Below are 18,030 nucleotides of genomic sequence, written 5' to 3' on the forward strand. Positions count from 1 at the left end.
CGTCGCATACTTTGGCGAAACGACCTTCAACAGCGACGTGTACTTCAGCAAGATGACCTTCAACAGCGGCGCGTACTTCGGCAAGGCGACCTTCAACAGCGACGTGTACTTCAGCGACGCGACCTTCAACAGCGACGCGACCTTCAACAGCGACGTGTACTTCAGCGACGCGACCTTCAACAGCGACGTGTACTTCAGCAAGGCGACCTTCAACAGCGGCGCGGACTTCAGTAAGGCGACCTTCAACAGCAACGCGGACTTCCACGAGGTGAACTTCAGCAACGGCGCAAACTTCAGCAAGTCGACCTTCAGTAGCAATGCCTACTTCTTCGGAGCGATTTTCACCAACAACGCGAACTTCACTGGAGTGACTTTCACCAGCGACGCTTACTTCCTCGGGGTATCCTTCTTCAGCGATGTGTACTTCCTCGGGGTGAGATTCTTCAGCAACGCGGATTTCACCGGGGCAACCTTCATCAGCAACGCGTACTTCCGCGGGGCGATTTTCACCCAATCTGAGCCAATTTTCGCTGTCGTTGAGACAGCTTCAGAAGAAGAGTGGAAAGCCCGGTTCTCTGCAACCGCAAACCCACAGGACTATGATTTCTCAGTCGCGGCGGAAGGCAAGCCTGTCAGCTGTGGAACCGCGTCTCTTCTCGGTAAGTCGTTCACTATCCCTCTTGGAACGGTACTCTTCGACCCAACTTCTTGGGACGAGCAAAAGGAGGACTACACCCGCGTGAGCGCACCTGCAAAGTAACGCTTAGCGTTGTTCCTCAGGGTAGATTCCCGCGAAGGCCCCGCCGGCCCCTCGTCGGTGGGGCCTTTTCGCGCCCAGGTCCGGTAGCGCCCCCCCGCCCGCGAGCGCATCCGCCCGTCATGTCGCCGCCCAAAGCACCACCCCAATCACCCGCCGCGCTCAACCACCCGTCACCCCACCGATACACTAGAACCATGTACCGAATCATGACTGTCTGCACCGGCAATATCTGCCGCTCCCCCGTCGGCGAATACCTCATCCGCCAGCACGCCCAAGAAGCCGGCGTGCCCGTCACCGTCACCTCCAGCGGCATCAGCAACGAAGAAGAAGGCAACCGCATCGACCCGCGCGCCGCCGCGCAGCTCACCGCCCGCGGTATCGACCCGTCCGCGCACCGCGCCAGCGTCTTCACCGTCGAGGACTTCGACCGCAACGACCTCATCCTCGCCATGGACGCACCCCACTACCTGCGCCTCAAAGCCCTCGCCCGCAACGACGACGACAAAGCCAAAATCCGCATGATGCGCAGCTTCGACCCGAAGGTCACCACCACCCACCTGGACCAGCTCGGCATCTACGACCCCTGGTACGGTAGCGAACGCGACTTCGTGTACACCACCGACCTCATTGACGCCGCCGCACGCGGCCTCATCAACCACCTCAAGCAGGAAGGTGACGCGTAGTGAGTCAGCGTATCCCCCTGAACCAGAACCGCCGCGTCACCGGCACCACCGAAATCCTGGAGCTCTGCAAAGACATGCTGCGCCTGGAGCACGGCATCGGCAACGACTTCGACATGGACACCGCCGAATTCACCGAATTCCGTGCGCAGTTCCTCGCCGACTTCGCGCAGATCCCGCTGATCATCGGCATTGACGGCCGTAGCGGCACCGGCAAGACCAGCCTCGCCGCGCAGCTTGAGCAGGAGCTCACCGCCGCCGGCCACAGCGTGCACGTGCTGCACCTGGACGACTTCTACCCCGGCTGGGACGGCCTCTTCGACGGCGTGGAGGCGTGGGACGCGCTATCCGTGCAGCTGACCGAAGGTATTGCCGGAACCTACACCCCGTGGGATTGGGAGGCGGGCGCCCCCGGTGAGGTGCGCACCGTCGACCCGGCGGCTACGCAGGTCATCATCTGTGAGGGTGTCGGCGCGATTGCTGGCGCCTGCGAGGTGCGTATTCTCGCCACCGCCCCGGAGGAGGTGCGCCGCGAACGCGCCATGGCTCGTGACGGTGACACGTTCCGCCCGCACTGGGAACGCTGGGCGGCGCAGGAGGAGGCGCTACTCGCCGAAATCCCGGAGGACTACGCGACCGTGGACTTCATCTACGACAGCGCGGCGCAATAACAGCCGCCTACAAAACAGTAGGGCCCAATGCTTCGTGTATCTCGAAGCATTGGGTCCTACGGCTATTCAGAGGCAGTTTTATTCAGGCGCTGTTTTATTCGGGCATGGGAGCCGGGCTAGCGGATTCCATGCGGTCTTTATCCCAGTAGGTTGAAGTACTCTCCGGCGCATGCGTGGAGGCAGTGCCTTCTTTTCCGTTGCCTGGGTTGTTATTAGAAAGCACGGCAAAGATTACGAGCAAGACGCAAGCTACAAGCAGCAGGATGCCTAGCAAGTATTTGTAATAGTGTTTGCGCATCTGAGGTGCCCTCCGGTCGTATCGCGTGGTATGACCAACGTAGATTATGCCGTTGGGCCTAGCAATGCTTCTCAAGAATATTTCTCAAATATTTCTTCAGCACTGGGGGACTGAGCGGCAGGCTAAAACAAACCGCCCAAGGGGCGGTGTTATCCGTAAGCGACATCAGGGTGTCCGAAGCGAAGCGAGGACGGGTGCCCCTGTAGGAGCGTGGATAACACCGCCCCTTCTACGCACCTTCCCCAAGCCTTCCCAACCCAGCTCAAAAAAATATCAAACATTTAACTTACGAAGCCGCCCCCAATTCTGCTACCGTGAACAAGTTGTGCTTCCAGCCTGCGCAAGCTCATCCCCGGATCCGGTACCGCCGCATCCATGTTTTGTAGAGCCGCAGGCGCCGTTGCACGCGCATCACACAGAAAGAAAAACTAAGACATATGTCTTCGAAGTCGACTAAGACCTCTTTCGGGCTATCGCCCCTTTTCATTGTTGTTTTGGCGCTGCTGACCGCTATCGCGCCGCTCGCTACGGACATGTACCTGGCGGCGTTGCCCGCAGTCGCTGAGAATCTGAACACCACCAGCACGAACGCATCGCTGACTCTGAGTGCGTTCATGGTGGGTATGGCGCTCGGCCAGCTGGTCGTGGGTCCGCTGTCGGATAAGACGGGCCGCCGCAAGCCGCTACTGATCGGTGCGGTCATCTGTTTCATTGCGACCGTGGCGTGTGGTTTCGCGCCGAATATTGAGCTGCTGATTTTTGCGCGTTTCATGATGGGCTTCACCGGTTCGATTGGTGCGGTGTTGGCGCGTTCTATCGTGGCTGATACGACTGAGGGTCTGGCGACCGCTAAGCTCATGGGCGTCATGATGATGATTAACGGCTTCGCGCCGGTGCTTGCGCCGCTGTTTGGTGGCTGGGTGCTGTCGTGGGGTAGCTGGCGCGATATTTTCCATGTGCTTGGCGTGGTGACCGCAATCATGATGCTCGGCGTGATCTTCGTGATTAAGGAGACCCTGCCGGTGGAGGAACGCTACCAGGGCACCGCCCTGAGCGTGTACTCGGAGCTACCGAAGGTCTTCAAGATTCGCCGCTACCTGGGTTTCATGCTGACGATGTGCTTCGCGTTTGGTGCGCTGTTCTCGTACATTTCCGGTTCGACGTTTGTGTTGCAGAAGATTCTGGGCTTGTCCGAGACTGAGTTCACGATCGTGTTCGGTGTGAACTCGATTGGTATTGTGCTGTTCAGCGCGATTGCGACGAAGCTGGTTGGTCGTGTGGCGCAGCGTCGCATTGTGAATGTTGGCGTGGTGAGCCTGCTGGTGGTGTCTTCGCTGCTGTTGGTTAGCTTCCTTGTCGGTATTTCGCTGGTGCCGACGCTGGTTCTGCTGTTCCTGCTGACCAGCTCGTGCGGCCTGATTTTTGGTAATGCTTCGGCGTTGGCGTTGAACGAGGCGCGCCACATGGCGGGTAGTGCTTCGGCGGTGATGGGTACGGTTCAGGCTCTGCTGGGTGCGTTGGCGGCGCCGCTGGTGTCGTTTGCCGGTGAGCATGAGTACCTGCCGATGGGCTTCTCCATTCTGGGTTTCGCGGTCCTGACGGCGCTGGTGCTGTGGACTACGCCGCGTAAGGATTCGGATTACTCGGCTGACGGCAAGAGCCATGAGGCTCCGGCGGCGGGCCAATAGCCTGTTGTTGATTTTTGTGTAGCTAAAGCCCCGGATGGGCGACCCGCTAAGGGTTGCGCGTCCGGGGCTTTGCTGTGCCCGTACATGAAGCGTAGGGGCTGCCGCGTTTTCCGGATGCGCCCTCAGGGTGTCAGCCCGGACGCTCTCCGCAGCGGAGCAAGGAGAGGGCGGAGCGTCCGGGTGACGGGTGCCCCTGCGTAGGCGCGGAGGAAATATGCGGCAGTCCCTTTTTGTACGCGTTTAGCTCTGCTGCGCCAGGTAGTTCAACAGCGTGGCGGTCAGCTCCGGGTCATGCGCCAGCGCCGTGCCGTTCAGGTGAGTTACCGGCGCAATCAGACGTACCGACGACGCCAACCACACGCCATCCGACTCAAACAAATCCTGCGGGTAGAGCGGACCGAAGCCCAGCTCCCAACCGGCCTGGCGTGCCGCCTCGAACACCGCGCCCTGCGTGGTGCCGGGGAGGATGCCGTGGCTCGGCTCGGGCGTGTACAGCACCTTCTTGCCGTCCTCAATCTTGGCGACCAGCACCGAGGAGGTGGCACCCTCCAGCACGCGACGCTCGTCGGTGATGAAGATAGCGTCATCCGCGCCGCGTTCCTGCACGTATCGCAGGACCGCCATGTTCACCGCGTAGGAGAGGGTCTTCGCACCCGCCAGCAGCCACGGGTAGGCGCTGTTGTCCATCGGCTCGTGGCCGCGCGGCAGCAGCATCGCCTTCACGCCCTCGGTACGGCGCTTCACGATGGAGGCGGGCACCGGCGACGCCATAATCAGCGTGTACGGGCCCGGCTGCATGGAGGTTACCGCCTGGGTGGGGCCGCGCGAAATAATGATCTTCACGATGTGCTCTTCACCCAGCGCAGTCTCGGCACCGGCGGTCGCCTCACGCATGAGGCGCTCCACCGCCGAACGCAGAATCTCGGGTTCCGGGTCGGGTAGATCCAACATGCGCGCCGATGATTCGAGGCGGGACAGGTGCATGCCGAGCTTACGCACGCGACGGTTGACGGACAGCATGGTCTCGAAGACACCGTCGCCGCGGGTGAAGCCCTGGTCATCAACGCTGATGAGGGGCACGGACGGGTCAACGAAGATGCCCTGCGGGTTCTGCTCGTTCAGAAGAATTACGGTACTAGACATAGTCTTATTGTACGTTCGCGGCCAGACCATAGGCAGGAGGCGTCTGTACCTTCCTGAAGCGACATCAGGGTGCCCGAGCTCTGCGAGGGCGGGTGCCCCTGTAGGAGCGAAGGAAGAGTGCGGGCGCCCTCTACTCATGTCCCAAGTGGGGCTAGGCGCGGAGGAAATATGTGGTACCCCTCCTCCCTGTAGGAGCGAAGGAAGAGTGCGAGCACCTACGTATCCCAGCGTGGGAAGACGGTATCGCCCGTAGTGACATCAGGGTGTCCGAAGCGAAGCGAGGACGGGTCCCCTGTAGGAACGAGGGTGTATACCGCTTCCCAAGCAGAGCTACGAAAACGGAACCAGAAACGGAACAAACTACAGCAAGAGCAAACTAGCCCCAGAGGAACTGGATTGTACCCGCCGCAATAGATGCACCGTACGCAACAGCGATAATGACGGCGGCGGCAATGCTCACGTGCACATCACGCGGCGAATAGGACGGCACACGAGCCCAGGTGCGTTCGCCTGCGCCGAAGCCGCGCGCCTCCATGGTGATGGCGAGGCGGGAGCCGCGGCGGATAGCCTGCACGAGCAGGGCGAAGCTTTGCCCGCCGAAGGTTTGTGCACGCCCAATGAGGGATTGGCCTGCGCCGAGTCCGCGGGCGCGTCGTGCCTGGCCGAGGGCGTTCCATTCGGCGAAGAGAATGCCGACCAAGCGTAGCGCGGCGACGGTTGCGAGCACGAACCGGGAGGGCAGTTTGAAGGTTTGTGCGAGGGAGTCACCGAGGTCGGTCGGGTCGGTGGTGAGTACGAATGCGAGGGTGGGTAGGACCATGGCGAGGGAGCGGATCATCATGGCTGCGCCGACGGCGGCGGAGTCGGTGGTGATGGTGTTGAAGCCGAGGTCGAGGATGGTGGTGCCGCTTTTGGCGCTGAGCATGGCGACGGACCAGCCGGTGGTGATGACGGCGATGAGGATGGGCCAGAAGCGGGCGAGGACGTTGACGGGTCGGAATCCGACGAGGATGAATCCGAGCAGTTCGAGGGCGAAGAGGATTCCGGAGGTGAGGGGGTCACGCACGATGAGTGCGGCGATGATGAGGGTGAAGGAGACGATGAGTTTTACGCCGGCGTTGAGGTTGCTGAAGTAGCTGGTTCGGTCGATGGTGCCGAAGAAGTCGGTGTTCATGCGTTCTCCTTTCCGGGGGTTGCGGTGGCTTCGAGGGTGATGTGGTTGCCGCCGAGTGCGGCGGTGTAGTCTTCGTCGTGGGTGATGGAGATGACGGCGGTGCCGCCTGCGAGTAGTTCGCGGATGAGGTCGACGAGTTCTGCCCAGGTTCGTGCGTCTTGGCCGAAGGTGGGTTCGTCGAGGATGAGGATTTTGGGTGCGGTGGCGAGTGCGGAGGCGACGGAGAGCCTGCGTTTTTCGCCGCCGGAAAGGGTGAAGGGGTTGGCGTCGAGTAGGTGGGTGAGGCGTAGGCGGGTTGCGAGCTCGTTGGTGCGTGCGGTGAGGTCGTCTTCGTTGAGGGGGTTGCGGGTGAGTGCGGCGAGTCGGCGGGGGCCGAGTTCGAGTTCTTCGCGTACGGTGCCGCGGATGAATTGGTATTCGGGTTCTTGGAAGACGTAGCCGATGCGGCTGAGCATTTGGGCGGGGGTCCAGGTGGGCACGTCCCAGTGGGCGGGCTCGCCGCCATGATTGCGTAGCGCCTCGGTGGCGGTGAGGGTGCCGTTGGGCGCGGTGAGGAGCCCCGCGAGGGTAAGGGCTAGGGTCGATTTGCCGGCGCCGTTGGGGCCGAGCACGCTGAGGTGTTCGCCGGCGTGCAGGGTGAGGTTGATGCCGCCGCGCAGCACGGGCAGGTCGATGGGTGCGGGTGCGGAGGTGTCGCCGAGGCGTTTGATGGTGCGTCGGCGTGCGCGTCGTTGTTTGGGGGTGGGTTGTGCGCGGGTGATGCTGAGGTTTTCGGCGCGCAGTAGCGCTTCGCCGCCCGCCTCATTATCGGCACTAGCCTGCGGCGCGCGCGGTACGTAGTTGGGTACCCACACGCCCGCGTCGATGAGTTCTTGGCGTGCTTCGGTGAGTACGGTGTCGGGTGCGCCGTCATGGGTGATGGTGCCGCCTTCGCCGAGCACGATAATGCGGTCCATGTGCGGTGCCCAGATGCTCACGCGGTGTTCCACGACGAGCAGGGTCGCGCCGGTGGCTTCCGCGGCGGCAAGAATGCTGTCGCGCACCTCCTGCACGCCGGTGGGGTCGAGGTTGGCGGTGGGTTCGTCGAGGATCATGGCGCCGGGGTGCATCGAGAGGATGCCCGCCAGGCCGAGGCGCTGCTTCTGACCGCCGGATAGCGCGCTGCTGGGGTGGTCGAGGGGCAGGTGGTTGAGCCCTACTGCGGTGAGGGCTTCGGTGACGCGGCCCCAGATTTCTTCGCGGGGTACGCGCAGGTTTTCGGGGCCGAACGCGACGTCGTTGCCGACGGTTGCCATGACGATGGAGGATTCGGGGTCCTGCTGCATCATGCCTGCTGTGCCGCGTGCTTCGGCGGGTGCTTGCCCGTTGATGGTGATGGTGCCGCCGGCGGATTCGCCGTCGTCATCGTGGAGCACACCGGCGATGGCGTGCAGGAGCGTCGATTTGCCGGCGCCGGAGGTGCCCAGTAGCAGGACTTTTTCACCGGGGTTGATGGTGAGGTTGAGTCCGCTGATGACGGGTTCTGGGCGTCCGGGGTGGTGCCAGCTGAAGTTGTTGAGCTCGATGCGCGCCCCGCGCGGTGTTGCTTCCATAATGGTTCCTTAGCCTTGTGGCTGCTGAGTGTGCCGAGTGGTGACTCGTTGTGAGTGACTAGGGGTGTCTAGTTGCTGGTGATTAGCGGCGGGTCTTGCCGGATGCCAGCGAGGAGAGCACACCGGTCTTGGCGAGGTTCTGCACGAGAATCCATGCGAGGAAGCCTGCGATGATTGCACCGGAGATGACGGCGCACGCTACGTAGATGATTGCCTTGACCGGTTCCATGTCGGGGTAGTAGATGAAGATTTCGTTAACGCCCATGAACAGGCCGCTGAGCGCGCCGGCGAAGACTGCTACGAATGCGTCCCAGCGACGGTAGCGGAAGATTGCGAAGGCGATTTCAGCGCCGATGCCCTGGAAGAAGCCTGCGATCAGGATTTCGCCGCTCCACGCGCCGCCGGTGAAGAGTACGGAGATGAATGCTGCGACGATTTCGCCGAAGAGTGCCGCACCGGGCTTGCGGATGAGCAGGCCGCCGAGGGTGCCGCCAAGCAGCCATGCGCCGGCGACGATGGGGCGGAATTCGGGTGCTGCTACGAGTGCGGTTTTCGCGGCGGGGCCGACTGCGATGTCCCAGATCCAGAAGATGACGGCGCAGGCTACTGCGATGACTGCGGCGATAACGATTTCGTTGACTCGCCAGCGCAGGTTCGGCTTCTTCGTTTCTGCCTGGGTAGATGCCTGGCTAGATGCCTTGGAGGCGGGGGTTACGTTCTGCGACATTGGTGGTCCTTCCTTCGTTGGAAGGGGAATGTCCTCGCCCTCTGAATGGACGAGGGCATTGAGAAGAAATTCGACTCCCTACACCGGTACTAACCGGATCAGGTTCGAGGGTCTGCTTAGCACTCTCAGCGCCTCGGTGGCGCTCCCCTGTCGTTGTGGGGTTCCTTGTCCGTACCGTTGTGGTGCGGGTGGAAGCCCAGGTTCGATTGTAGGCGTGTCTGGCTGTTCGCGCCAATTTGCCGCTTTTTGTTTTCTTCTTCTGCCCGCATTACAGAATTGCACGGTGTACAATTTTGGGACGGAGCGGCTCCAAGGCGGCACGAACGCCTTAAACCCTATACGCTAGGGAGTGGCGCTCTTTTCTCACCCAACCCCGAAGGGGTTCACGGGCAGGACGCCGCATCGTATACAGCTAAGGAGATACACATGAACCCCGTCGCTAAGCTTGCTATTGCGGGTATCAACATGGGCGCTGCTGCCCTGGTTGGTAAGGGCCTGGGCGCAGCCTGGACCAAGGCTACCGGCAACCAGCCTCCCGCCATTTCCCACGACTCTGAAGACACCCTGCGTCAGGTCATCCTCTGGACCGTTCTGACCTCCGTCGCGGGTGCTGTGGTGAGCTTCGGTATTGCTCGCCTGCAGCGTCGTTTCTTCAACTAAGGCTTTGCGCCTTCCGCGCGAAAGTTCATGAACTAGGCGGTACGTATCTCCACTCGGTACGTACCGCCTGGTGTTCCATCTTCAGCACGCCCGCTCTACTTCAGCAGGTTTCATGCCGCCGCTACGCTGAAGCGCCACCTCGGCATCCGAAAGCACAACTATGACTATTTCTTCTCCCCGCCGTAAGACGAAGGCTCCGCGTAGGGTCGTTGACCACGCGAACAGCCGCCGCTCGGTCGCATCCTGGGTCATGTGGGATGTTGGTTCGTCGAGCTTCGACTCGATTATGACGACCTTCATCTTCACCGTCTATCTGACCAGCAGCTACTTCGGCTCCCCCGAAGAGACTTCTTCGGCGCTGTCGCTGGGTCTGACCATTGCCGGTTTCCTCATTGCGATCCTGGCGCCGGTGACCGGTCAGCGTAACGACAAGTCCGGCAGGGGCATCTTCTGGCTTGGCGTGAATACCATGCTGCTGGTCGGTTCGATGGCGGCGTGCTTCTTCGTGGGCCCCACCCCGCAGTACCTGTGGCTGGGTGTCACGCTGATTTCTGCGGCGAGCGTGTTCAGCGAGTTCGCGTACGTGAACTATAACGCGGTGTTGCCGCGCATCTCCCACCCGGAGAACATCGGTAAGATTTCGGGCGCCGGATGGGCTGCCGGCTACATTGGCGGCATCCTGGCGCTGGCTGTGGTGCTGTGGGGTTTTGTGCTGACCCCCGAGGTGCTCGGTCTGACCACCGATAACGCCCTGAATATCCGTGCGGTTGCGCTGTTCGCCGCCGCATGGTGCCTCATCTTCTGTGTGCCCCTGCTGGTGCGTATGCGTACCCGCGAGCGCTTCCTGCCGGAGGTGCTGCCCACCCGCGAACTGCGTTTCCTGGAGCTCGGTATGGAGCGTCTCTCCCCGGCTCGTCAGGGCGGTCTGCTCGCCTCCTACAAGGCACTGTGGCGCACCATTAAGCGGCTGAAGATGACGTCCCCTCAGACCCTGTGGTTCCTGATTGCTTCGGCGGTGTTCCGTGATGGTCTGTCCGGTATTTTTACGTTCGGCGGTATTCTTGCGGCGGGCACGTTCGGTTTCAGCACCTCCGAGGTGATCCTGTTCGGTATTGCCGGTAGCGCTGTCGCGGCGGCTGGCGCGATCCTGGGCGGCTACCTGGATGACTACCTGGGCCCGAAGGCGATTATTGTTATCTCGCTGGTCGGCATTATCTTGGCGGCTACCCCGCTGATGTTCTTCCCCGAACCGGGCGTGTTCTGGGTATGCGCCCTGCTGCTGTGCCTGTTCGTGGGTCCGGCGCAGTCGGCGTCCCGCACCTTCCTGGCGCGTCTGGCGGACCCCGGCACTGAGGGTGAGCTGTTCGGTCTGTACTCGACCACCGGCCGTGCCACCAGCTTCCTGGCGCCGATGCTGTTCGGTCTGTGCGTGAGCATCATGGGCGCGCAGATTTGGGGTGTGCTCGGTATTCTGATTGTTGTGGTGGCGGGTCTGCTCCTGCTGCTGCCGGTGAAGGCGCCCGGTCCGCTGCGTATGCGTGCGGCTCGCCGCGAGCAGAAGCGTGAACAGAAGCGCCGCGACAAGGCTGGCCAGTAAAGCGGCTCAGTAAGGCTGCGCGGGGCTAAGCTCTCCGCACCCCGCAAACGCAACCTCGCGAACGCAACAGGAGGGGCGGGTAGAAGATCATCTTCTACCCGCCCCTCCTTCGTGCTTAAGCAGTGCTTATTCGGCGGTGCTCATCAGCGGAGAGCCGCGGCGGCTAGTCCTCCACCACGTCGTCCTCATCATCAGAAACAGCGTCCTCAGAGGAATCCAGCGCAATCTGCTGCTCCTCCTCATCCAGAACCTCATCGCTGGTCATCTGAGCCCAGGTTGCGTCATCAATCAGCGGATCATCAATCACACGAACCCACAGCATCGAACCAGCCGCCAAAGCGCTCAGATTCTCGTCATACGCTTCCGCAGGCAGACCCTCAAAGATCTCAGCCAGACGCGCAAACAGGTCATCGTACGAAATATCGCCCTCAGCCTGCAGCCAGCACTCAGCCGCAAACTCAGACAGCTCATTCAGCTCGGTATCGCACAGCAGCAAGAACGGGCCGTCCTCACCCACACGCACACCCGAAGTACCCGGCATACGAGAAACCGCAATCGTACCGTTCAAGAACACACCCGGCAGGTGATCCCCAGCCGTGTACTTCTCCAGGCTCTCAACCTCATCAGCGTTCGGCAGCTCGCCACCATTCAGCAGATCCTGAACCAGCGGCAAAGTATCCTCAATCTCCGAGTACACCAGGCGCCACACGCCGCCGCAACGCTCCACCAGCTTAGCCAGCGACACAACACCCTCAGGGTGACGCGCCAGACCCGAGCTCTGCTCACTCAAGAACACCAGAGCCTCATGCAGTGGAACACGCTCAAAATACGGCTCAGAAGCCGACTCATCACGAGAAATGAACACAATACGCGACAGCTCATAGCTGAGGTCATCACGATCAACCACGTTCAAACCCAGATCCACCGGGTTCTGCTGATCCTTCGGCGCATTCGGGTCAACAATCACAGACAGCGGCTTCGGATACGGCGACACAACACCCTCATCCGAAATAATCGCAGTCTCATCAGTCAGGTACGCAAACTTCGAACCCAAGAAACGCGACGCAGTCGTCTTACCGCTACCAGAAACACCCACCAGCGCCACAGCGCGCTTCGACTCAGGGTCACCAATAACAGCCGCATGCAGCATCACACCGCGACCAACCAGCTGCTCAATCATCGCCAACGTAATACGGCTCGTCAGATCCTGCATACCCGAATCATCATCAGCCACACGCAGCGTCGAAACCTTATCAAACGAACCCATCAACGGATTCGCCAAATCCATCACCGACTCATCAGTCGGCGCATGAACCAACATCACCTGATCAAAACGAGACAACGAAGCATACGCCTCATCAGGAGTATCAAAAAACTCCGGAGCAAGAGGCTCCCACGCCTTCTTAAAACGCTCCACAAAAGAGTCCGACATATCAATCAGATACAAAGAAACTTCCGCGCCAGCAACACGCAGAACAACAGGCTTCAGATTCATCAAAAAATCCTTAGAGAGTGAGAGATAAAAACCCGCACGCGAGTGAACGCACGAGCACAACAGGCGAAAAAACCGCCCAACGCGGGCGCACAAACACACAGCCTGCACGCCCGCACCCCAAAGCGGGAAAGACTAAGACTCCACAGAACCATCCGCAGGAATCATCGTCTGATGAAAATTCAAATAACTACGCGAAGCAGTCGGGCCACGCTGACCCTGGTAACGGTTACCATACGCACCAGAACCATACGGATGCTCAGTCGGGCTACTCAAACGGAAGAAACACAACTGACCAACCTTAGAACCCGGCCACAACATAATCGGCAAAGTCGCCATATTCGACAACTCAAGCGTCACATGCCCCGAAAAACCAGGATCAATAAAACCAGCCGTAGAGTGAGTCAGAAGACCCAGACGACCCAACGACGACTTACCCTCCAAACGGGCAGCCACATCATCAGGCAGGGTCACCTTCTCATACGTAGAACCCAACACAAACTCACCCGGATGCAGAATAAACGGCTCATCAGGAGCCACCTCCACCAGGCGCGTCAAATCCTCCTGCGGCTGAGCAGGATCAATATGCGGGTACTTATGGTTATCGAACAGACGGAAGAAACGATCAATCCTCACGTCCACACTTGCAGGCTGAATCATCGACTCATCGAACGGATCAAGAACGATGCGCCCATCAGCAATCTCTTGACGAATATCGCGATCTGAAATAAGCACGCTTAAAGGATACCTGGCAAACACCACCCACGTGCAGGCATCCACCAGCCCCAGCACACAGGCCTACATCACATTTCAACCCCGCCACCCCGCGCACAAACAACCGCAACACATTTCACTCCCGACAAGCAGGCGCGATACACTGAAAAAGATGCGGCTGTAGCTCAATGGTAGAGCGCACGCTTCCCAAGCCTGATACGCGGGTTCGATTCCCGTCAGCCGCTCCACAAGCCCCGGACCTTATGGTTTGGGGCTTTTATTTTTTAGGTTGGATGCGGTGGTTGGGCGCGGTTGGACGGGTCGAGGCGGTATGTTCTTTGCTCCTGCAGGGAACCCGTCCTCGCTTCGCGTCGGACACCCTGATGTCGCGACGGAACATACCGGCCTCTCCCCTACTAACTCTCTCCCCTTCTCCGGGCAGGTGGAGTAGTGGGTGCGGATGCGCGGTGTGGAACGAACCACGGGCGCTCGGCTTGGGAAGAGTGTGCGCGGAGGCGGGGAGGGGGAATACTGGGGTTAGGTACCGCAGGCAGCTCGCCGGGAATGAATGTTGGGTTCAGGGCATTGCGGTGACTCCGTATGGGAGGTCAGGGCGCCTTCCCGAGGGCTCATCGAGACAGGGCTTGTTGTAGCCCCATACGAGCGCGCAGCACAGCTATACCTTCCTGAAGCGACATCAGGGTGCTCGAGCTCTGCGAGGGCGGGTGCCCCTGTAGGAGCGAAGGAAGTGTATAGCGAGCCAAGCACACACACCTCAAAACGCTTGAAGGATGTTCAACTCACCACACAGTTGTGCTAACCTAACCACAGAAATTCAATGAGAGAATTTCTAAAAAACATCTACTCGACGAGGAATCGTAGACCCGCATGACCCGCGAAACGCACCCCTACACCACCCCCGCACGCCCCCTCGACCTGAACCTCTACCTCGTCACAGGCGACAACCCCCTCGAAACCGTCCGGGCAGCCAAACACGCCACCTGCATCCAAGTCAGGTCCAAACCCATCAGCGCGCGCGAGCTCTACCAGCTCACCGAAGCTATCGCCGGCATCATCCAGCCGCACCAGACCCTCCTCATCGACGACCGTGTTGATGTCGCCCTCGCGTTGCGTGCCCGCGGCGTGCGCGTTGATGGCGTGCACATCGGTCAAGACGACCTGCCCGTAGCCGACGCCCGCGCCCTCCTCGGCGCCGACGCGATCATCGGTCTGACCACCGGCACCCGGCAGCTCGTCGAAGAGTCCAACAAGATCGCGCATCTGATCGATTACGTTGGTACCGGGCCGTTCCGCCCCAGCCCCACCAAGCAGTCCAACCGCCCGCCCCTCGGCATTGATGGGCTCCGCGAACTTGCCGAACTGTCCGCCGTACCCACCGTAGCTATCGGCGACATCACCCCCGAAGACTGCCCCGCCATCCGCACCACCGGAGTCGCCGGAATCGCCATGGTCCGCGCCTTCGTCGACAACCCCGCACTGCAGGCATAACCATGACCATCACCATCATTGGCGGCGGAATCATCGGCCTCACCACCGCGTTTGAACTCACCGAACACGGCGAAAGCGTGCACCTCATCGACGCCGAAACCAGCGACTACGGCACCGCCGACGACGGCACGGCGCTCTACCCCGCCGCCAGCCACTACGCCGGCGGCATGCTCGCGCCCATCGCAGAAGTGCAATTCCAGCAGGACGCGCTCTTCCCGCTCATGACCGCTAGCGCCGACGCCTACCCCTCCCTCATGGAGAGGCTCAGCCGCGCCACCGACCTGCCTACCGGCTACGACACCACCGGCACGCTCATCATCGCAGCCGACCGCGCCGACGCCGAGCACCTGCAACGCACCCGCGCCTACTACCGGGACATGAACCGCCCCGCAGACCCCGTCACCCCCACGCAGGCACGCGCCCTCGAACCGCTCCTGGCGCCGCGTATCGCCGGCGCCGTGAGCATCCCCAGTGACCATCAGCTACACCCGCGGCTCATGAGGCGCGCCCTCAAAGACGCCCTCACCCGCCGCGGCGTCACCTTCAGCGCCGAACGGGTCACCGACCCGGACGCGGGCGACATTATCTGCGCTGGGCTAGGGGCAACACTGCACGGGGACTACCCGCTACGCCCCGTCTACGGGGATATTCTGCGTCTGCGCGCCCCGCGGCCCATCCTCAAACATGTGGTGCGCGGCTACGTGAACTCCCGCCCCGTCTACCTCATCCCCCGCCCTGACGGGGAGCTATGCATCGGCGCAACCAGCCGCGAAGACCACCGCACGCTGCCCGCCATTGACGGCGTACACCAGCTGCTACGTGACGCGATCCGGCTCGTGCCCGCGGTTGAAGAGTGCGAGCTTCTGGAGGCGAACGTCGGCGCCCGCCCCGGCACCCCGGACGACCTGCCCATCTTTGGGCACCGCACCCGTACTGACGGCACCCGCCAGCTTGTGTCCACGGGCTACTTCCGTCACGGTATTCTGCTTGCCGCGCTCGCAGGCAAGGTCGGCGCGGAGGTCGCCTGCGGGGCTGAGATTCCGCTCATTATGCAGGCGTGCGACCCGGCACGATTCACCCACTAAACACAGTCCCCGCCGGGTGCACCCGGCACCTTCACGAAAGGATTTCGCATGATTATCACCTACAACGGCGAGCCGCTAACCACGAATGCCCGCACCGTATTTGACCTTGTCATGGACCAGTTTGGTACCGAAAATGGTGTGGCTGTGGCGCTCAACCGCAGTATCGTGCCGCGTTCCACGTGGCTGGATGTGCCGCTGAACGAGGGCGATAGGGTGGATGCCCTCACCGCCGTTCAGGGCGGCTAATCCTCCACCCTAAACCGGAGAGATACCCACCGACAAAAAGAACAGACATTCTCGGTTTTCTTTCTACACCGGGCGCGCCGCCGCGCCCACATACCTAAACCCCGTTATCTAGACGTTCCCACAGAGGAGAACTCATGAGCCTCGCACCGCTCACCATCGGCGACCGCACCTTCAACTCCCGCCTCATCATGGGCTCCGGAGGCGCAACCAGCATGGACCTGCTCGAGCAGGCACTCATCGCCTCCGGCACCGAAATGACGACCGTTGCCATGCGCCGTCACGCCGCAGGCACCCCCATTTTTCCGCTTCTGCAGAAGCTCAATATTGCGCCGCTGCCCAATACCGCAGGGTGCCGCACCGCAGCTGATGCGGTGATGACCGCGATGCTCGCCCGCGAGGCGCTGGGCACTTCCTGGGTGAAGGTCGAGATCATCCACGACGAAGACACCCTGTTGCCGGACACCGTGGAGCTGTTGAACGCTTGCGAGCAGCTGGTCGCCGAGGATTTCACGGTACTCGCGTACACTTCTGACGATCCGGTGGCTGCCGCTCGCCTGGAGGATGCGGGCGTTGCGGCGGTTATGCCGTTGGGCGCGCCGATTGGTACCGGTCTGGGCATTTTGAACCCGCACAATATTGAGCTGATTGCTTCTCGCGCGCAGGTTCCGGTGGTTCTGGATGCTGGCGTGGGTACCGCCTCCGACGCGGCGCTGGCGATGGAGCTGGGTTGTGATGCGGTGTTGTTGGCGTCGGCGGTGAACCGTGCTGAGGATCCGGTGGCGATGGCTCAGGCGATGAAGTTTGCGGTGCAGGCGGGCGCGTTGGCGCGTGAGGCAGGCCGTATTCCGGTGCGTGAGCACGCGAAGGCGTCGTCGCCGTCGGAGGGTTTTGTCTCGTGGATGTAAACCTCACCCCTACCTCGGTGAATCCGGAGCATGCGCGTCTGGATCGCGAGCGCACGGACCGCCAGCGTCGCCTGCCGGGCTTTGATCAGGATGCGGTGGCGGCGGCACGCGTGTTGGTAATTGGTGCTGGTGGTTTGGGTTGTCCGGTGGTGCAGGCGTTGGCGGCGGCTGGTGTGGGGTATCTGCATATTGTGGATTCTGATTCGGTGGAGCTGTCGAATATTCAGCGTCAGCCGCTTTTTGGTGTGCCTGATGTGGGTGAGCCGAAGGCGGAGGTTGCGGCGCGCCGTGCCCTGGAGCTGTGCCCGTCGTTGACGGTTGAGACAACGATTCGGCATGTGGATGCGTCCTGGATTTTGGATCTTTTCGCCGCCTCGGCACCGGATTGTGTGGTGGATTGTACGGATACATTTGCGTCGAAGTATCTGATTGCGGATGCCGCGCAGCTTGCGGGTCTGCCGCTGGTGTGGGGCACGGTTTTGCGTTTTGGCGGGTCGGTGAGTCTTTTTGAGCCGGATGGCGCGCATTTGCGTGATATTTTTCCGACGATTCCGCAGACGGTGGAGTCGTGTGCGCTTGCCGGGGTGTTGGGTGCGACAACAGCTGTGGTGGGTTCGCTGATGGCGACGGAAGTGCTCAAGTTTGTGAGTGGTCTGCCGACGGCGGCGGGTACTCTGCTGACGTATGATGCCTTGTCGGGTACGTGTACGTCGTTTGGGGCGGTGCCGGATCCGGCGCGTGTGGTGCCGGTGGATTTGTCGGCACATGAGGTTCCGCAGGTTCTGCTGGATGTGCGTGAGGTGTCCGAGCGTGAGGAGTCGATGAAGCATGAGGGCTCGTTGCATGTGCCGTTGTCGCATCTGAGCGACGCTGAGGGGTCGCTGTTGCCGGCAACCGACGTGCCCGCGGAGTTGTTGAGCCTGTTTGAGTCGGTGCGTGATCAGCGTGTGGGCGTTTTCTGTGCCTCGGGTGCGCGAGCGCAGCGCTTTGTGCAGGCGTACGCGGAGCTGGCGGGCGAGTACGGGGTGCACCTCACAGCGATTTAGGGAACCACCGGCGTAGCTATCCCTTCCGGAAGCGACATCAGGG

General features: G+C 61.3%; 17 protein-coding genes, 1 tRNA gene and 1 riboswitch. Of the genes, 12 read left to right on the plus strand and 6 right to left on the minus strand.

From position 1 onward, the window contains the following. From HMPREF2942_RS00940 to HMPREF2942_RS00955, 4 genes are all read left to right on the plus strand, one after another. A partial coding sequence (locus HMPREF2942_RS00940) for a pentapeptide repeat-containing protein (protein WP_168165839.1) occupies window positions 1–760 on the plus strand: 760 nt, incomplete at its 5' end. Window positions 761–966: 206 nt separating this feature from the next. After that, the gene (locus tag HMPREF2942_RS00945) at window positions 967–1,443 is read left to right on the plus strand and encodes a low molecular weight protein-tyrosine-phosphatase (RefSeq protein WP_246824327.1); all 477 of its coding nucleotides are present in this window, start codon (window positions 967–969) and stop codon (window positions 1,441–1,443) included. After that, window positions 1,443–2,111 carry a nucleoside/nucleotide kinase family protein gene (locus tag HMPREF2942_RS00950; RefSeq protein WP_070687985.1) on the plus strand — a complete coding sequence of 223 codons (669 nt, stop codon included), beginning with the start codon at window positions 1,443–1,445 and terminating at the stop codon, window positions 2,109–2,111. The genes HMPREF2942_RS00945 and HMPREF2942_RS00950 overlap by 1 nt, the downstream gene beginning before the upstream one ends. A gap of 735 nt (window positions 2,112–2,846) precedes the next feature. Next, the gene (locus HMPREF2942_RS00955; RefSeq protein WP_070687987.1) at window positions 2,847–4,097 is read left to right on the plus strand and encodes a multidrug effflux MFS transporter; all 1,251 of its coding nucleotides are present in this window, start codon (window positions 2,847–2,849) and stop codon (window positions 4,095–4,097) included. Between the two features lie 240 nt (window positions 4,098–4,337). Here the strand turns inward: HMPREF2942_RS00955 and HMPREF2942_RS00960 are convergent, their stop codons facing one another. The 4 genes from HMPREF2942_RS00960 to HMPREF2942_RS00975 form a co-directional block, all read right to left on the minus strand. Further along, window positions 4,338–5,240: an aminotransferase class IV gene (locus HMPREF2942_RS00960; RefSeq protein WP_005509006.1), complete on the minus strand. Its 903-nt coding sequence runs from the start codon at window positions 5,238–5,240 to the stop codon at window positions 4,338–4,340. 376 nt (window positions 5,241–5,616) lie between these two features. After that, window positions 5,617–6,414, minus strand: a complete 798-nt coding sequence (locus HMPREF2942_RS00965; RefSeq protein WP_070687989.1) for an energy-coupling factor transporter transmembrane component T family protein — start codon at window positions 6,412–6,414, stop codon at window positions 5,617–5,619. Then, the gene (locus tag HMPREF2942_RS00970) at window positions 6,411–8,006 is read right to left on the minus strand and encodes an ABC transporter ATP-binding protein (RefSeq protein WP_070687991.1); all 1,596 of its coding nucleotides are present in this window, start codon (window positions 8,004–8,006) and stop codon (window positions 6,411–6,413) included. Before HMPREF2942_RS00970 ends, HMPREF2942_RS00965 begins: the two co-directional genes overlap by 4 nt. An 82-nt stretch (window positions 8,007–8,088) precedes the next feature. Then, a complete protein-coding gene (locus HMPREF2942_RS00975; RefSeq protein ID WP_070687993.1) occupies window positions 8,089–8,733 on the minus strand; it encodes an ECF transporter S component in 645 nt (214 codons plus the stop codon). Window positions 8,734–8,791: 58 nt separating this feature from the next. Next, window positions 8,792–8,892, minus strand: a riboswitch (TPP riboswitch). A 267-nt stretch (window positions 8,893–9,159) separates the two neighbouring features. On the opposite strand from HMPREF2942_RS00975, the gene HMPREF2942_RS00980 reads away from it, so the two are divergent. Beyond that, the gene (locus tag HMPREF2942_RS00980) at window positions 9,160–9,393 is read left to right on the plus strand and encodes a DUF4235 domain-containing protein (protein ID WP_070644271.1); all 234 of its coding nucleotides are present in this window, start codon (window positions 9,160–9,162) and stop codon (window positions 9,391–9,393) included. Between the two features lie 160 nt (window positions 9,394–9,553). Beyond that, window positions 9,554–10,990, plus strand: coding sequence for an MFS transporter (locus HMPREF2942_RS00985; RefSeq protein ID WP_070687995.1), 1,437 nt, complete (start codon window positions 9,554–9,556; stop codon window positions 10,988–10,990). 163 nt (window positions 10,991–11,153) lie between these two features. Here HMPREF2942_RS00985 and HMPREF2942_RS00990 read toward each other — a convergent pair whose 3' ends face one another. Then, window positions 11,154–12,485, minus strand: a complete 1,332-nt coding sequence (locus tag HMPREF2942_RS00990; RefSeq protein ID WP_070616061.1) for a septin family protein — start codon at window positions 12,483–12,485, stop codon at window positions 11,154–11,156. Between the two features lie 132 nt (window positions 12,486–12,617). Further along, complete coding sequence (gene dcd / locus HMPREF2942_RS00995; RefSeq protein ID WP_005509013.1) at window positions 12,618–13,217, minus strand: dCTP deaminase; 600 nt, start codon at window positions 13,215–13,217, stop codon at window positions 12,618–12,620. 153 nt (window positions 13,218–13,370) lie between these two features. Here dcd and HMPREF2942_RS01000 point away from each other — a divergent pair. The 6 genes from HMPREF2942_RS01000 to HMPREF2942_RS01025 all read left to right on the plus strand — a co-directional run bounded on the left by HMPREF2942_RS01000 (window position 13,371) and on the right by HMPREF2942_RS01025 (window position 17,987). Then, a tRNA-Gly gene (locus HMPREF2942_RS01000) sits at window positions 13,371–13,444 on the plus strand. Between the two features lie 640 nt (window positions 13,445–14,084). Next, complete coding sequence (locus HMPREF2942_RS01005) at window positions 14,085–14,705, plus strand: thiamine phosphate synthase (RefSeq protein WP_049350533.1); 621 nt, start codon at window positions 14,085–14,087, stop codon at window positions 14,703–14,705. 2 nt (window positions 14,706–14,707) lie between these two features. After that, on the plus strand, window positions 14,708–15,790 hold the full coding sequence (thiO, locus tag HMPREF2942_RS01010; protein WP_070687997.1) for a glycine oxidase ThiO: 1,083 nt from the start codon (window positions 14,708–14,710) through the stop codon (window positions 15,788–15,790). Between the two features lie 48 nt (window positions 15,791–15,838). After that, window positions 15,839–16,036 carry a sulfur carrier protein ThiS gene (gene thiS / locus HMPREF2942_RS01015; protein WP_049328087.1) on the plus strand — a complete coding sequence of 66 codons (198 nt, stop codon included), beginning with the start codon at window positions 15,839–15,841 and terminating at the stop codon, window positions 16,034–16,036. Window positions 16,037–16,170: 134 nt separating this feature from the next. Further along, window positions 16,171–16,941, plus strand: coding sequence for a thiazole synthase (locus HMPREF2942_RS01020; RefSeq protein WP_070687999.1), 771 nt, complete (start codon window positions 16,171–16,173; stop codon window positions 16,939–16,941). Continuing rightward, the gene (locus HMPREF2942_RS01025) at window positions 16,932–17,987 is read left to right on the plus strand and encodes a ThiF family adenylyltransferase (protein ID WP_070688001.1); all 1,056 of its coding nucleotides are present in this window, start codon (window positions 16,932–16,934) and stop codon (window positions 17,985–17,987) included. Before HMPREF2942_RS01020 ends, HMPREF2942_RS01025 begins: the two co-directional genes overlap by 10 nt. The last annotated feature ends 43 nt before the right edge of the window (window positions 17,988–18,030 follow it).

The organism is Rothia sp. HMSC071C12 (assembly GCF_001813895.1).
In the GTDB taxonomy this organism is placed as follows: domain Bacteria; phylum Actinomycetota; class Actinomycetes; order Actinomycetales; family Micrococcaceae; genus Rothia; species Rothia mucilaginosa.

Excerpts from the sequence above, each read along its gene's own strand:
- HMPREF2942_RS00945 (WP_246824327.1), top strand. The coding sequence starts at position 967 with ATGACTGTCTGCACCGGCAATATCTGCCGCTCCCCCGTCGGCGAATAC.
- HMPREF2942_RS00955 (WP_070687987.1), top strand. The coding sequence starts at position 2,847 with ATGTCTTCGAAGTCGACTAAGACCTCTTTCGGGCTATCGCCCCTTTTC.
- HMPREF2942_RS00960 (WP_005509006.1), bottom strand. The coding sequence starts at position 5,240 with ATGTCTAGTACCGTAATTCTTCTGAACGAGCAGAACCCGCAGGGCATC.
- HMPREF2942_RS00965 (WP_070687989.1), bottom strand. The coding sequence starts at position 6,414 with ATGAACACCGACTTCTTCGGCACCATCGACCGAACCAGCTACTTCAGC.
- HMPREF2942_RS00970 (WP_070687991.1), bottom strand. The coding sequence starts at position 8,006 with ATGGAAGCAACACCGCGCGGGGCGCGCATCGAGCTCAACAACTTCAGC.
- HMPREF2942_RS00975 (WP_070687993.1), bottom strand. The coding sequence starts at position 8,733 with ATGTCGCAGAACGTAACCCCCGCCTCCAAGGCATCTAGCCAGGCATCT.
- HMPREF2942_RS00980 (WP_070644271.1), top strand. The coding sequence starts at position 9,160 with ATGAACCCCGTCGCTAAGCTTGCTATTGCGGGTATCAACATGGGCGCT.
- HMPREF2942_RS00985 (WP_070687995.1), top strand. The coding sequence starts at position 9,554 with ATGACTATTTCTTCTCCCCGCCGTAAGACGAAGGCTCCGCGTAGGGTC.
- HMPREF2942_RS00990 (WP_070616061.1), bottom strand. The coding sequence starts at position 12,485 with ATGAATCTGAAGCCTGTTGTTCTGCGTGTTGCTGGCGCGGAAGTTTCT.
- HMPREF2942_RS01005 (WP_049350533.1), top strand. The coding sequence starts at position 14,085 with ATGACCCGCGAAACGCACCCCTACACCACCCCCGCACGCCCCCTCGAC.
- thiO (WP_070687997.1), top strand. The coding sequence starts at position 14,708 with ATGACCATCACCATCATTGGCGGCGGAATCATCGGCCTCACCACCGCG.
- thiS (WP_049328087.1), top strand. The coding sequence starts at position 15,839 with ATGATTATCACCTACAACGGCGAGCCGCTAACCACGAATGCCCGCACC.
- HMPREF2942_RS01020 (WP_070687999.1), top strand. The coding sequence starts at position 16,171 with ATGAGCCTCGCACCGCTCACCATCGGCGACCGCACCTTCAACTCCCGC.